Origin of the sequence: Myxococcus xanthus (genome assembly GCF_013116825.1) — a bacterium.
In the GTDB taxonomy this organism is placed as follows: domain Bacteria; phylum Myxococcota; class Myxococcia; order Myxococcales; family Myxococcaceae; genus Myxococcus; species Myxococcus xanthus_B.
This window is the reverse complement of the sequence record NZ_JABFNS010000026.1, coordinates 40,987-54,496: the sequence shown is the minus strand read 5'-3', so window position 1 is coordinate 54,496 and position 13,510 is coordinate 40,987. Positions and strand designations below refer to the sequence as shown.

General features: G+C 67.6%; 14 protein-coding genes. 6 read left to right on the top strand and 8 right to left on the bottom strand.

What is annotated here, in order from left to right; all coding sequences use genetic code 11:
* Nucleotides 1-155: 155 nt before the first annotated feature.
* On the top strand, nt 156-1,187 hold the full coding sequence (locus HNV26_RS10105) for a trigger factor (RefSeq protein ID WP_171441382.1): 1,032 nt from the start codon (nt 156-158) through the stop codon (nt 1,185-1,187).
* Nucleotides 1,188-1,212: 25 nt separating this feature from the next.
* Here HNV26_RS10105 and HNV26_RS10100 read toward each other — a convergent pair whose 3' ends face one another.
* The 5 genes from HNV26_RS10100 to HNV26_RS10080 all read right to left on the bottom strand — a co-directional run bounded on the left by HNV26_RS10100 (nt 1,213) and on the right by HNV26_RS10080 (nt 4,994).
* A complete protein-coding gene (locus HNV26_RS10100) occupies nt 1,213-1,581 on the bottom strand; it encodes a hypothetical protein (protein WP_366816828.1) in 369 nt (122 codons plus the stop codon).
* An 88-nt stretch (nt 1,582-1,669) separates the two neighbouring features.
* The gene (locus HNV26_RS10095; RefSeq protein ID WP_011556099.1) at nt 1,670-2,011 is read right to left on the bottom strand and encodes a zinc ribbon domain-containing protein YjdM; all 342 of its coding nucleotides are present in this window, start codon (nt 2,009-2,011) and stop codon (nt 1,670-1,672) included.
* Nucleotides 2,012-2,078: 67 nt separating this feature from the next.
* Entirely contained in the window at nt 2,079-2,492 is a 414-nt protein-coding gene (locus HNV26_RS10090) for a trypsin-like serine peptidase (RefSeq protein WP_171441364.1), read from the bottom strand.
* A 455-nt stretch (nt 2,493-2,947) separates the two neighbouring features.
* The gene (locus HNV26_RS10085) at nt 2,948-3,469 is read right to left on the bottom strand and encodes a class I SAM-dependent methyltransferase (protein WP_216612015.1); all 522 of its coding nucleotides are present in this window, start codon (nt 3,467-3,469) and stop codon (nt 2,948-2,950) included.
* 604 nt (nt 3,470-4,073) lie between these two features.
* On the bottom strand, nt 4,074-4,994 hold the full coding sequence (locus HNV26_RS10080; RefSeq protein WP_171441362.1) for a pyridoxal-phosphate dependent enzyme: 921 nt from the start codon (nt 4,992-4,994) through the stop codon (nt 4,074-4,076).
* Nucleotides 4,995-5,139: 145 nt separating this feature from the next.
* On the opposite strand from HNV26_RS10080, the gene HNV26_RS10075 reads away from it, so the two are divergent.
* Complete coding sequence (locus tag HNV26_RS10075; protein WP_171441361.1) at nt 5,140-6,039, top strand: LysR family transcriptional regulator; 900 nt, start codon at nt 5,140-5,142, stop codon at nt 6,037-6,039.
* A gap of 234 nt (nt 6,040-6,273) precedes the next feature.
* Here HNV26_RS10075 and HNV26_RS10070 read toward each other — a convergent pair whose 3' ends face one another.
* Both HNV26_RS10070 and HNV26_RS10065 read right to left on the bottom strand, forming a co-directional pair.
* Nucleotides 6,274-8,118 (bottom strand): glycoside hydrolase family 15 protein, encoded by a 1,845-nt coding sequence (locus tag HNV26_RS10070; protein WP_171441360.1) that lies wholly within the window; start codon nt 8,116-8,118, stop codon nt 6,274-6,276.
* 129 nt (nt 8,119-8,247) lie between these two features.
* Nucleotides 8,248-9,264: a glucose 1-dehydrogenase gene (locus HNV26_RS10065; RefSeq protein ID WP_366816827.1), complete on the bottom strand. Its 1,017-nt coding sequence runs from the start codon at nt 9,262-9,264 to the stop codon at nt 8,248-8,250.
* A 472-nt stretch (nt 9,265-9,736) separates the two neighbouring features.
* Here HNV26_RS10065 and HNV26_RS10060 point away from each other — a divergent pair, with 472 nt between their 5' ends.
* Nucleotides 9,737-10,762, top strand: a complete 1,026-nt coding sequence (locus HNV26_RS10060; protein ID WP_171441358.1) for an aldo/keto reductase — start codon at nt 9,737-9,739, stop codon at nt 10,760-10,762.
* A gap of 42 nt (nt 10,763-10,804) precedes the next feature.
* Here the strand turns inward: HNV26_RS10060 and HNV26_RS10055 are convergent, their stop codons facing one another.
* A complete protein-coding gene (locus HNV26_RS10055; protein WP_366816826.1) occupies nt 10,805-11,389 on the bottom strand; it encodes a hypothetical protein in 585 nt (194 codons plus the stop codon).
* Between the two features lie 393 nt (nt 11,390-11,782).
* On the opposite strand from HNV26_RS10055, the gene HNV26_RS10050 reads away from it, so the two are divergent.
* The 3 genes from HNV26_RS10050 to HNV26_RS10040 all read left to right on the top strand — a co-directional run bounded on the left by HNV26_RS10050 (nt 11,783) and on the right by HNV26_RS10040 (nt 13,439).
* Complete coding sequence (locus tag HNV26_RS10050) at nt 11,783-12,316, top strand: RNA polymerase sigma factor (RefSeq protein ID WP_171441357.1); 534 nt, start codon at nt 11,783-11,785, stop codon at nt 12,314-12,316.
* Entirely contained in the window at nt 12,303-12,854 is a 552-nt protein-coding gene (locus HNV26_RS10045) for a hypothetical protein (protein ID WP_171441356.1), read from the top strand. Before HNV26_RS10050 ends, HNV26_RS10045 begins: the two co-directional genes overlap by 14 nt.
* A 159-nt stretch (nt 12,855-13,013) precedes the next feature.
* Nucleotides 13,014-13,439 carry a hypothetical protein gene (locus tag HNV26_RS10040; protein ID WP_253816404.1) on the top strand — a complete coding sequence of 142 codons (426 nt, stop codon included), beginning with the start codon at nt 13,014-13,016 and terminating at the stop codon, nt 13,437-13,439.
* Nucleotides 13,440-13,510: the final 71 nt, after the last annotated feature.

Below are 13,510 nucleotides of genomic sequence, written 5' to 3'. Positions count from 1 at the left end.
CAGAGCGGCTCGGCTGGACTATGCCCTGGTCCATGCCGAGCCGTCGCTTTTCTCCCCATTGGCGCGGGCGCTGGCAAGCCTATCTCCCGGGAGCATTCGTGAGCCGCAAGCAAGGGACGCAAGGACCAGGTCATGGAGTCGAGCGCCTCCTGAAGATGAGCCCGGTGGTGAGCCTCGGCTCCGCCAAGGCCCTCGAGCTTCCCACCGTGCAGGCGCCCTCCCTGGAGGGAGTCTCGGTGCGGGTCCCCACCCCGGACGACCTGACCGAGGAGGACCTGCTGCGCGCCTTCCACGAGAAGCGCCGCGCCCTGGCGACCTCACGCGAGCGTCAACCCGGCGAGTCGCTGGAGCTGGGTGACGAGGTGCGGCTCAACATCGTGGGCTACTGCGACGGGAAGCTCATCCCCTTCTCCGCGCGCTTCGGCATGAAGACGGAGCTGGCCCCCATCGAGGCCCTGCCCGGCTTCAGCGAGGCCGTGGCCGAGGGCGCCAAGGTGGGCGAGTCCCTGCAGATTGCCCTGGAGCTGCCGGAGACGTACCCCGTGGAGGCGCTCCAGGGGAAGCCCGCGCGCTTCCTGGTGGACGTCCTCGCCGCCCACGAGGTGACGCTGCCCCCGGAGAGCGCCCCCGAGTTCCTCGAGAAGCTCGGGATGGGCGGCACGCTCGGCGAGGTGATGACCCACCTGCGCGACGAGTTGGAGGACGCGGCGGCGGCACAGCTCTGGGTCCAGGCGCGGGACATGGTGCTCGACGAGCTGATCCGGCGTGCTCCGGTGGAGCTGCCTCGCGCGCTGGTGGACGAGGAGCTGCGCCGCCACTGGGTCCAGGCCGAGGGCCAGGGCATGCTCGAGCACCAGTTCGACGTCGACGAGCAACGGGAAGCGCTCGAGGGCTGGCTCACGGACCCCACCACGCGCGCGGACGTCGAGCGCCGGCTGCACATCGGCATCGTGCTGAAGGCCATCACCGAGGAGCAGAAGCTTCAGCTCACCCCGGAGAAGCTCGAGCAGTTGGTGCGCGACCAGTTGGAGCCCTTCGGGCTCACCGCCGCGGATGCGCACGCCGCCCTGCGCGAGTCGCCCGAGACGACGAAACAACTCGCCGAGATGGGCTGGTACCTGCTCGCGGTGGAGCACGTCATGAACAAGGCGAAGGTCACCTTCGAGGGCGCCGAGCAGGAGGGCTGAAGGCGCCCTCGCAAGGAGCGCGAGCTCAGCCCTCGCTGAACCACAGCCCCGCGCCACCCGCGAGGCCCATGCCCAGGAACAGCGCGGCGAGCCCCCACGTCTGGGCGCGCGACCACCGGAGCGACTCACCATACCGGTAGCCGCACACCAGGATGAGCAGGGCGAACCCCAGGCAGATCGACGCGGGCCCCAGCGCGACCAGCACCTTGCGCGGCGTCCCGCTCACGTCGAGGACAGCCAGCAGCAACAGCGGCCAGAAGCCGATGACGAGCAGGCCGAGCACGAGCCCCAGCCCCCAGCGCCCTTCGGGAGAGGACAGCTCCATGAAGTCCAGGAAGCGCGTCCACCAGGAGCGGGGCGGCTCGCGATGACGTCGGGGGGCTGAGGGTTCCACGTGGGGCGGCTCCAGGGACGGGGTGCGGTGCACCTGGCAGCCTCTTCTAGTGCAGCCCGGGGCGGTTCGCGAAGCGGCTCAAGCCCACTTACGCCTTCTTCACGAACTCCGACTTGAGCCCCATCGCACCGATGCCGTCGATCTTGCAGTCGATGTCGTGGTCGCCGTCGACGAGGCGGATGCTCCGGACCTTGGTGCCGACCTTGACCACCGTCGACGAGCCTTTGACCTTCAAATCCTTGATGACGGTGACGCTATCGCCGTCCTGAAGCAGGTTGCCGTAGGCGTCGCGCACCTCGCGCTTCTCTTCCCCCGGCGCCGCGGCCGCAACTGTCGACCACTCATGCGCGCACTCCGGACAGACGTAGAGGCTGCCGTCTTCGTACGTGTAGGCGGAGTTGCACTTCGGGCACGAGGGCAGGGCGCTCATATCGGCTCCAGAGGAAGGAGGAGCGGAGGCATATACACGAGCGGCGCGCCGAAGGGCTCCCGTTCCATCAACAGCGCTCCTGATGGAACGGAAGACCTGCGTTTTCCCGGCGCTGAGCGCCCGGGAGCGGGCCCGCCTCGTTGTTCCAGCTCTGCAGGTTGTTGAACACGGGCTGGATGATGCGCGTCGCCGAGTTGCCCGAACTCGCCCCGTTGGTGTGGATGCCCAGCACCTGGCGCGCGCCATCGCGGTACAGCCACACGGGCGCGCCGCTCTGCCCGCCGGCGGTATCGGTCTGGTAGAGAAGGGTCCTGGCCGTCACGAACTGAGTCTGCCGCGAATGCCACCATTGCGCGCCCACCGGTATCTTGTCCCCCGGGTCCCCCGAGAGATTCAAGGTGTAGGAACGCAGGTCGCTGTCGGAGCGCGTGGCGAAGCCAAACCAGCCCACCTGGCTGCCGGGCGCCGCGCCTCCGGTCAACAGGATGGCCCCGTAGTCGTGGTTCCGGTCCTGGTTCTGGGTCCCCCCTGGACACTGCGGAAGGAAGTCGCCACGCGCGAACCGTAGGGGCGCTGCGTGGCGTTGCGGCTCGGAATCACCTCGATGCTGCGGACCCAGCCGCCCTGGTTGCGCATGAAGACGCAGTGGCCCGCCGTCACCACCAGCCGGGGCCCCGCGAACCAGCCGGTGCCAATCCATTGGCTCCCCTCGCCCGCCGTAATCAACAGCGAGCAGATGGCGCGCCAGGGGAACTCGGTGGTGGCCGTGAGTGGTGCGCGTCGAGGCGCCGAAGGAGCACCGGGAGAAGACGCTATACGACTGGCGCTACGAGGACCCGCGCTACCGAGACGGGGGCCGCACCTCAAGGCACAAGCCCAGGACCGTGCACTCAGAAACGCCTTGGGCCAGTGTGTCGCGGAGGGCGAGAAGCCACCTCATCCAGTCTTGCGCGACAGGAAGTAGACGTTCTCGCCTGGGTCCGTGTGCGTCGCCTCCAGCGTGAGCCTGTGCGCGCGCAGCAGGTCGCGATACCCGTCGACGCTGTACGAGTGATAGCGGAACGGCACGCCATTCATCGGCTCGCCGTCGATGGAGCCGTGGGCGTCGCCCGAGGTGAAGAGGAACGCGGCGCCAGGTTTCAATGCCCTCGCGATGTTGGCAATCGCCTGTTCCTGCTCTTCGTGGCGCAGGTGGAACAGGACACCCCACGCGATCGCGGCGTCGAACGTCCGCTCCTGAAGAGCACACGACTGGATGGGCGCACAGAGCACCGGCACGTGGGGGAAGTTCACTTGAAATCGCGCCAGCAGCTCGCGGGAGCTATCCACGCCCATCACATGGCAGCCGTGCTCCAGCAGCACCCGCGTCAGCGGCAGTCCAGTGCCGCAGCCGACGTCCAGCACCAAGGCACCGGCCGGAAGTGTTGCCGCGAGCGCTGTCACTTCAGGGACGCCCATGCGGCCTCCGCGTTGGGAGGCATACCAGTCCGCGATCAAATCGTACTCATGCACGCGTCAACCTCGCCTTCGGAAGTATGTTCTAGAGCGAGCGGCCATCGCGCCGCGACCTCCATCTCGGCATGACGATGGGCGCACGGCTCCCGCGCCGTCACAGTTGAGTCACACCCTCAGGACGGGACTCGCGAGCGGAGGTGGCTACGAAGTCTCCTGGGAGTCTCGCCGGCGCCGCTGTCCCCAGAGGGCTGCGAGCCCACGGCTCCGGCGATGCCCATCGAGACATCGTTCACGCCGTTCGAGCTACCGGGCGGAGCTGATGACTGTGCCCCGACTCCCTCCGGGACTGGCATCGCTCTCCATGTCGGCCAAGAACAACGGTGCGGACCGCGCCTACGCGGATCTCTTCAATCAGTACGAGTCCCCATCCAACAGGGAGGGACGTGGTTCCTGTTTCGGCAAGGCCTTGTGAGGCGCGTTGCGTGAAGGAATGGCCGGAGTGGCGATTCCGCCCCTGAATCCGTTTGCTTCGTCACGGAGCGCCAAACCGTGCGTCAAGGCGAGTGAGCGAGGCGCGCAGCTCCGTGGCGTTGCGCTCTATCTGCGGTCATCGCTCCCGGCTGCTCAACGCCTGCAGATGCTCAACCGTCGCCGTGACGCCACCGCAGACGATCACCGCGATGCGTGACGCGGCGGCAAGCACCGACGATGCGGCGTCGAGCGCGGCCAGTGCGGCCCCGCACGCGGGCTCCACCAGAATCCGGTGTTCGTCGAGAAACCGCAGTGAGGCGGCCACGGCTGCCGCATCGGACACGACGATGTTCTCCACCGCATGGCGTGTCGCCCACTCAACCGCCGCGTCGCAAGGCCGCTTCGCGCCGAGCGACGTGGCGACACTCGTAATCGCAGGCAATTCGACGGGCCGCCCCTGCGCAATCGAACGCGCATAGCAGTCTGCGCCTTGGGTCTCGGCCGCGACAACCGGCACATCGCACCAGCCGTTGCGAGCCAGCCCTTCGAGCACGCCGCACAGCAACCCGCCGCCGCCAACTGCCAGCACGACGGCGTCGGGCTTCGGTCCGGCTGCCGCCATCTCGTCGATCATCGTTGAATGGCCCTGCCACAGCTCTGGCTCGTCGAATGGATGCACGAATGCGTCATGAGGACTGAGCACGGATTGCGCAAACATGTTCGCCTCTGCCCAAGACGCGCCGTGGACGAGCAACTCCGCGCCTTCGAGGCGAATCAGGTCGCGTGCGCGCGCGGACGTGCTCTCCGGAACAACGACGAGCACCGGCACGCCGAGTTCGCGACCAGCGTAGGCGACCGCAATGCCCGCATTGCCCCCCGACGACGATACGAAGCGACGGGAGCCTGCCGCGCGCCGCGCGTCACATACCGCACCGACGCCACGCAGCTTGAACGAGCCGGACGGCTGCATCGCCTCGAGCTTGAGCAGGACGTCTTTGCCGAGCCGGCGGGATGCAACATGCGAACGGACGTAGGGCGTCTGGATATGGAGTGGCATATGACGAAGTGCGAGAAACGTCCGCGACATGCGGACAGTTATCGCGACCCTGGACAACCTAAGCCGCGCCACTCATACTTTCCAATACTCTCCAGTGCAGCTCGTCATGCCTAGTGAGTATATCGGCAGAACGGACAGGCATCGCATGCGACAGGTCGAATTGCGCCATCTGCGCTACTTTGTGGCGGTCGCGGAGGCCGGCAGCATGATGGCTGGCGCCCGCGCAGTCGGGATTGTGCAACCCGCGCTTTCCCGGCAGATTCGCGAGCTTGAGGAAGCGGTCGGCACCCCACTACTCATCCGCCGCTCCACGGGCGTCGCACTCACAGCAGCCGGCGCGAGCTTCCTGCGGGATGCTGCGCGCCTCCTCGCCGAACTGCAGGCCAGCCGCGAGCGCGCGCAGCGCAGCGCCGCCGGCCAGCTCGGCGAGCTGCGTCTCGGCGTGCTGCCGAATTACTTTCCGTTGCCGATGGTGTCGAACGTCCTCAAGGCCTTCCGGAGCGCCTGCCCGGACGTCATGCTGTCGATTACGCCCATGCTGTCAGCCGAGCAAGCGGCTGCGATATCACGCGGCGATCTCGATGGCGGCATCATGGCGTGGCGGCAGAGCGAGGCACCGCATCTGTCAGGCATGCGGTTGCTACGCGACCGATTCGTGCTCGCGATGCTATCCACACCGGGCCAGCGCTTCCGCGCGCCTCGTCAACTGGCCGAGCTCGCAGGCGCGCCGTTCGTCTGGTTCGACCCGCTGCGGTCCGCAGCGCATCACCGGTTCTTGCTCGAGCAGTGCCGGCGAGCCGGCTTCACGCCGCGCATCGCGCAGGTCGGCAGCGACATCCCGACGCTCATCGGACTCGTTGCAGCCGGAATGGGCTACGCGTTCGTGCCGGAGAGCATTTCACCTACATGCCCGCGCACGGTACGGCTGGTCGCGATTGACGAGCTCGACGGCCGCTTCGACGTCGAATTCGTGTACGACGGCAAAGCGGACTCGCCAGTCGTGCAGCAATTCCTCGCGGCGCTGCGCACGACCGTCAACACATGAGCGGGACCACACTGGAGATCGCGGCATCGACAAGCGCTGCATGTCACGTGGAGTTCAGGACGGCGGCCGGCGCTCAGTGACGCGTCTCCAGGAGGCAGTGTGCCAGCGCCGCGCGGTGGGGGGAGCGAGTGCCTCGCACGGCATGCGCCAGTGCGCCGGCAAGGCCGGCCATGCGCCTTTTGACGTGGCCGCCTTTCTGGCCGGAGCATGGGTGAGGATTTCGGCGACACGCTCCTAATGCATGCTCGCGGAGGCCATGGCCGCGAACGACACGTCCCGCCCTGCCCGCCTGGCCTCCAGCAACACGGCGCTGTTGATGAGCCCGACATGGGAGAACGCCTGTGGGAAGTTGCCAAGCTGGCGGTGCAGCCCGGGGTGATACTCCTCTGCGAGCAGCCCGAGGTCGCTCCGGATGGAGACGAGGCGCTGGAACAGCGCCCCCGCCTCGTCGAGGCGGCCAACCATGGTGTAGTTGTCGACGAGCCAGAAGCTGCAGATGAGGAACGTGGCCTCATGGCCCACCAGTCCGTCCACGCCCGTCTCGGTCAAGTAGCGCTCCACGAACCCTGCCTTGGTGAGGCCCTTCTCGATGGCGGCGACAGTGCCCAACATGCGCGGGTCATCCGCAGGCAGGAAGCCCATGTGCGGAATCAGGAGCACGCTCGCGTCGAGGGCGTCCGAGCCATAGGACTGCGTGAAGGCCCCCACGCGCGGGTTGTAGGCACGCGCCAGGATGTCGGCGCGAATCTCCTCGCGCAGCGCACGCCAGCGAGGCAGGCGCTTCTTGAGCTTCTCCGGCGCGTTGGCACCGAACTGCTCGACGAAGCGGACGCCTCGATCCACCGCGACCCACGCCATGAGCTTCGAGTGCGTGAAGTGGAGCTGGCGCTCGCTGCGGATCTCCCAGATGCCCTCGTCCGGGCGCTGCCAGCTCTTCTCCACGAAGTCGACGAGCACCTTCAGCGTGTCCCAGGGGAGCGACCCAGCCTCCGGAACCCCGTACACACGCGCCTCGTACATCGCGTTCAGCGTTTCACCGTAGACGTCGAGCTGGAACTGGCCGTACGCGCCATTTCCGATGCGCACCGGCCGGGACTCCTCGTAGCCGGGAAGCCATGGCAGCTCGACCTCGGGGAGCCGGTGCTCACCGGCGACGCCGTACATGATCTGGGCCTCGGCCGGAGCGCCAGCGACGGCACGCAGCAGCCAGTCGCGCCAGGCCCGCGCCTCATCGAGGTAGCCTCCTCGCATCAGCGCCTCGAGCGTGAGGGATGCGTCTCGAAGCCAGCAGTAGCGGTAGTCCCAGTTCCGAACTCCGCCGAGCTCTTCGGGGAGCGACGTGGTCGGTGCCGCGACGATGCCTCCGGTCGGCTCATAGGTGAGCGCCTTCAAGGTGATGAGCGAGCGCACCACGGCGTCGCGAAAGGAGCCCTCGTATCGGCACCGGCTCGCCCATTCATGCCAGTACTGCTCAGTCCGCACCAGGTCCCGCTCCGCATCGACAGGGTGCACCGGCGCAGCCATGTGCGACGCATAGAACGTCAGCGAGCAGGGGAGCCGCTCACCTGCGCGGACGACAAAGTCCGCCTCCAGGCGGGCCTCATCCCAGTCTGGGACGAGCGGAACCGGGCTGCTGAATGCGAGCGCGTCCGGCCCCGAGGTCAGGGTGGCGCGGTGGCGGTCGCACTGAATCCAGGGGGTCAACTTGCCATAGGCAAAGCGCACCCGGAGGTCGGAGTGCATCGGGACCTCACCTTCGAGCCCCTCGACGATGCGGATGATGTCGTGCTCAGTCTCCCCCGGAGGCATGAAGTCGATGATGCGCGCCCTGCCGCCGTCACAGATAACCTCCGTCTCCAACACCAACGTCTCCGGCCGGTAGCGCTGCTGGACGGCCCGGACCTCCGCCGCGGGCCGGAGGCTCCAGTAGCCATGCTCGTTGGTGCCGAGCAGCTTGGCGAAGCAGGCATCGGAGTCGATGCGCGGCAGGCACATCCAGTCGATGGAGCCGCTCCGTGATACCAGTGCAATGGTCGTCAGGTCGCCGATAAGGCCGTAGTGCTCGAGGGGGGATGACATGTCTGGACATTGGGATGTGAAGCGGGCTCGCGCAACGCTCCGCCCCAGCACGCCCGGGCAGCGGAGTGAGCCTCAGCCGCGTCGGCCCGCCATCACAAGACTCCGGGCCGGAGTTCCAGGACTTCTCACTCATGAAGCCAGCTGAACCACCTGCTTGATGCCACCTGGTTCCGAGAGGAGCGCGGGCGCCTCCTGGATGGGAACCCGATGGGTAATGAGGGCGCGCACGCTCCGCGGGAACAAGAACATCGCTTGCTCCAGCTCGCGGAGCGCCAGCTCGTAAGCGCTCCGGCTCGCGTTCACCGTCCCGAGGAGCAGTTGGTTCCTCAGCACGATGTTGCGCATCAGGGTGTCCGTATCCACGGGGTGCGGGCCGCCGTGCGCGGGAATGCCCGTGAAGATGAAGAGCCCATTGGGCCCCAGCGCATCAATGGCCGCGAACGCGACCTTCGACGCGCCCACAGCCTCGTAGATGATGTCGAACGTCCCGACCTTCCTTCCGAGCTCCCCCAGGAGCACGTCCTGACCGGAGACGTAGGTGGCACCGAAGGAGCGGATGAGGCTCGCGCGCTCGCTGGCCGCGGGCTCCAGGGAGTAGACGAAGGTGTCAAAGTGGTTCACCACCATGCTCATGGCGCCCAGGAGCCCCACCGGCCCGGCGCCGAGCGCCAGCGCTCGCACGCGTGCGCGCTCCCAGGGCAGCCTCCGCTGGATGGCCTGTGCTTGCTCCGCGGCCTTGGCGGCCACGGAGAGCGGCTCGACCAGCACCGCCACATCGGAGAGCTTGCGGGGCACCACGACCAGGTGCCCCTCTTCTTCCACCACCCACTCCTGGAGGAAGCCGTGCGCCGCCTTGATGCCCCGCTCCCGGAAATCCCCCGTGACACAGAAGTCCTGACGCTCCGCGCGACAGGGACGACAGCGCGCATGGGGACAGGGCCGGCGAACGGTGGGGATCACGAGGTCCCCCTCCCGGACCAGGGTGACGTCCGGGCCCGTCTCCACCACCTCCGCGAGCGCCTCGTGCCCAAGAATGAGGTGGTCGGAGTCCGGAGGAGGCGTCCCGTATTCAAAGGCACCGATCTCCCGGTCCGTGCCGCAGATGCCCACTTCGAGGACCTTCAGGAGCACCTGAGAGCCCGTCACGGGCCGAGGCTCCGGCGAGGCGACGAGGCGAACTTCACGCGCCCCTGGAAACACTGCCACCGCATGCATGCCGCACCTCGCTCATTGACGGGTCTGTCTTTCAAATAGGCACGCCCTCGCGATGGAAAGCAGGGGCCGGACAGCCGCACCGTGCGGCAGTTCCACGCCCACGTCAGCCGGGCAGTGCGAGTCGGCTCCCTGCCCTCGCCAGGCGACAGCTTGATTCGCAGGAGAGCGGTGCACACCGATGTGCCAGGACGACGAATGACACGAGGGGGGCGTTTCGCAGCCAGGCCTGGTGGGACGACGATGCAAACCCGAAGAGGCCCCCCGCCTGCCGGCCGGGCGCTCATCCGGGGACGGCGGAGCGACACCGCCGAAGCACCATCCATCCTGAACGCCAGCCCCGAAGCCGCGCCGCCCCCGGATGAGCCCCCGCACGAGGGCAGCAATACGCACACGGAGGAGCGCCATGGAGTACGCATCGATTCTCGGCATTTCACCCCCTCCCAGCCGCGTGGGCCTGGGTACCTGGGCCATGGGCGGGTCGCAGTGGGGCGGCACCGACGACGACGAGTCGGTGCGGACCATCCACGCGGCGCTCGACCTGGGCATCACGCTCATCGACACCGCGCCGGCATACGGCTTTGGGCACTCCGAGGAAGTCGTGGGCAGGGCGCTCGCTGAACGAGGCGGGCGTGAGCAGGTCGTCGTGGCAACCAAGGTGGGCCTGGAGCGGCGCGGGGACGGAGTCATCCGCAACTCATCGCGACAACAGGTCATCCAGGAGCTCGAGGTCTCGCTGCGGCGCCTGCGCACCGACTACGTCGACCTCTACCAGGTCCATTGGCCGGACTTCTCCACGCCCTATGAGGAGACTGCCCAGGCGCTGCTCGACCTCCAGCGCGCCGGAAAGGTCCGCGCGGTCGGCGTCTCCAACTACTCCATCGAGGCGATGGAGCGATTCCGGCGTGTGGCGCCGCTCGCCTCGGCGCAGCCCCCGCTCAACCTCTTCGAGCGGGAAGCCCTGGAGGACATCATCCCCTGGTGCCGCACGAATGGCGTGGCCACCCTCACCTACGGCGCACTCTGCCGAGGACTCCTGACCGGGACGATGAACGAGAACACAAGGTTCGAAGGAGACGACCTGCGACAGACCGACCCCAAGTTCCTGCCTCCGCGCTACGCGCAGTACCTGCAGGCCGTCCAGCGGCTCGCGCAGTTCGCGCGCGAGCGCTACGACAAGGGCGTGCTCCCATTCGCGGTCCGCTGGGTGCTGGACCAGCCCGGCGTCACAGTGGCGCTGTGGGGAGCCCGCCACCCCGGCGAGCTGGAGCCGCTGCGAGACGTGATGGGCTGGAGACTCGACGACGAGGCCCTGACGTACACGGACTCGGTGGTGAACGAATCCGTGCCCGAACCCGTAGGCCCCGAGTTCATGGCGCCCCCGGCGCGGCGTCCGGAAGAATCGGGCGAGCGGCCAGGGGCACCCGTCTGACCCGCGGGCCCCGGCCTTGCCCGAGGCCCGTGACGTCCTGGCTCAGAAGCACCTTTCCGAAGTATCGAAGGACGAGTTCGCCACGTACTTGCAGGTGCAGTTGCTCACCTTGCAGTTGAACGAGGCGTTCTCCTGACAGAGCGAGTCCACCTTGCGCCAGGCCATGATGGGCATGTCCTCGAACTCGTCCTCGTGCAGGTACAGCGTGTCCCCCTTGACGGCGAACGCATAACGGAAGGTCTCGTTGAAGGAATCCTCCCTGGTCCCGTAGCAGGAACTCGTCGTGGTGATGACCAGGTGGCTCCCATCCACCTTCCAGGTCCCCAGGATGTTCCCCCAGCTACCGCCCACCTTGAGGACGGACTTGCCCTTGAAGAGAAGGGCACGCGCGTCCTCCGAGCCGCGCTCCAGGCGGTACAGCCCATCAGACACCGAGCCGCCCTTCAGCGCGGGGGCGTCCGTCACCGCCGCCTGGTCCGACTCCCACGAGGTACACCACCCTATCGCGTCGCACTTGAGCGCGGAGTCCCCATCACCTTCGTTCGAGTCACCACACCCCACCACCAGCATGGAGAAAAGCACCAGGTACCGCGTCATCGCCTTCATGTCGTCCTCCCGAGCAGTCACGGTGGGGCAATGAACACCCCCTCCTGACAGGGAGAGACCGGCCGGGCGACACCGTTGCAGGAAATCGACCGGGCTGCCCAGGGAGGGAAGGTCCGGCCCTCTGCCAGGAGGGCGCCTGGGTGACGGGACGCCTTGCGCCATCTCCGGGAAATTCGAACGAAGGCCTGTCACGCGCATCGCCCGTGCCGCCTAGAAGGGGCGAGGACGGCATGAGGTCCGTCCCAGGGAACCTTCTTGATGCATACCGCTGTTGACTTCGCGCCGGAGCAGGAACAGGTCGTTTGCACGGGCCGGAGGGCTCCTGCTCGTGCCCCGATGCCGCTGGGTTGAACGCTTCACTGGGGAGCAGCGTGATTTCCCTCGAGGTACGGGCCTGAACCGGAAGCCTTCAGCATGAGCGTGCGCACGGTCTCCGAACTCGATGCGCTGATGGCACGGCTCGCCGAGGGCGACCGGGGCGCGTTCACGCGTGTCTTCGAGTTGCTCTGGGACCCCATCCAGAAGCTATGCCTGAGCCTGCTCAGGAACGAAGCAGACGCCGCTGACGCCGGCCAGGAAGCGATGCACAAGATTCTCGAACGCGCCTCCGACTTCGACAAGACCCGTCCGGCGATGCCCTGGGCCCTCGCCATCGCGGGCTGGGAGTGCCGGACCCTGGCGCGCCGCCGAGCTCGCCGGCGCGAATCCCACGAGGACGCCATGCCCTCGTGCGCCGGACCTCACGCGGAGGAGGAGTTCCTCCAGCGGGACCTGACCGCCGCCGCGATAGCCGCCCTGGGAGAGCTCTCGGAGTTGGACCGCGAGGTGCTCATCGCCACGTTCTGGGACGAGGCCGCGTCGGTCTCTGGCGCCACGCTGCGAAAGCGCCGTGAGCGCGCACTGGACCGGCTCCGAACGACTTTCAGGAGGCTCTATGGGCTCGACTGACCTCCAACGGCTTCAACGACGGGTGCGCCGGACCTACGAGCTCGCGAGGCTGCGACGCGCGCTCGTGGGCGTGCTCCCGATTGTCGTCATCAGCGCGATTGCCGCCCTTCTCGCGAGCCGGCCCGCGCCACCGCTCACGTTCGGCCTGGCGACCGTGCTGACGGGTGCGCTGATGCTCTGGCATGGCCGCGATGCGCAGAAGGCGTTCCTGCCTGGCGTCATCGCGGGACTCGTCCCGCTCGCCCTCGCGCTCGGCACCGGCGCCATCCACACCTGTGGCACAGCCAACTGCTCCTACCTGTGCATCCCCGCGTGTGTGCTCGGCGGTGTGGTCGCGGGCATGGCCGTGTCGGGGGTCAGCCTCCAGCGTCGCGCAGGCCCCTGGTTCTGGGTCTCCGCCTCCGGGCTCGCGCTACTGACCGGCGCCATGGGCTGCGCGTGCATGGGCGCATCGGGTATCGTCGGGCTTGGCATGGGCTTCGGAGCAGGGATTGTTCCTGGCCTCTTGCGTCGCGCGTTCGGCCAGAGAGACTCCTGAACAAACGCATCTGATTCTCGAACGCTCGCCGATGCGCGGACTCGCACCGTCGCCCAGAATTTCCTCGGAGCGCGGGGCGCCGCCGGGTCATGAGGCGTTCGGCCGCTCGAGAATCGTGAACTCCGGCTTGGCGGAGACCCTCCACAGGGAGACATGACGATGAGAGCCAGTATCTGGACTGCAGTGGGACTGATGATGCTCGCCGGGGCCTGTAAGCAGCAGGCAGCGCCCACCATGAAGGTGACGCCAGCATCTCCAGTCCTTGAACAGGGTGCGGGGCAGCAAGGTCACCTCACCCTCGTCACGGACCGCAGCCTTGTCTGCATGGTGAACGACCAGCACATGGGGCAGCCACAGATACCGGTCGAGGTCAGCGGGCGCACGTATTACGGCTGTTGCGAGATGTGCAAGGACCGGCTCGCGAATGACGCGACGTTCCGGACCGCGACGGACCCGGTGAGTCAGCGGCCCGTGGACAAGGCGACGGCCGTCATCGGCATCACCCAGGACAACACCGCGCTCTACTTCGAGAACGACCAGACCTTCGCCGCCTACGCGCGTCAGGCCGCGGGGACGTCCCGGTAAGGCCAGCCCCCGTCGGCCCCCAACGACTCTCAAGGTGTCACGCTCCACACCTGACGCGCCTAGGAACGCGT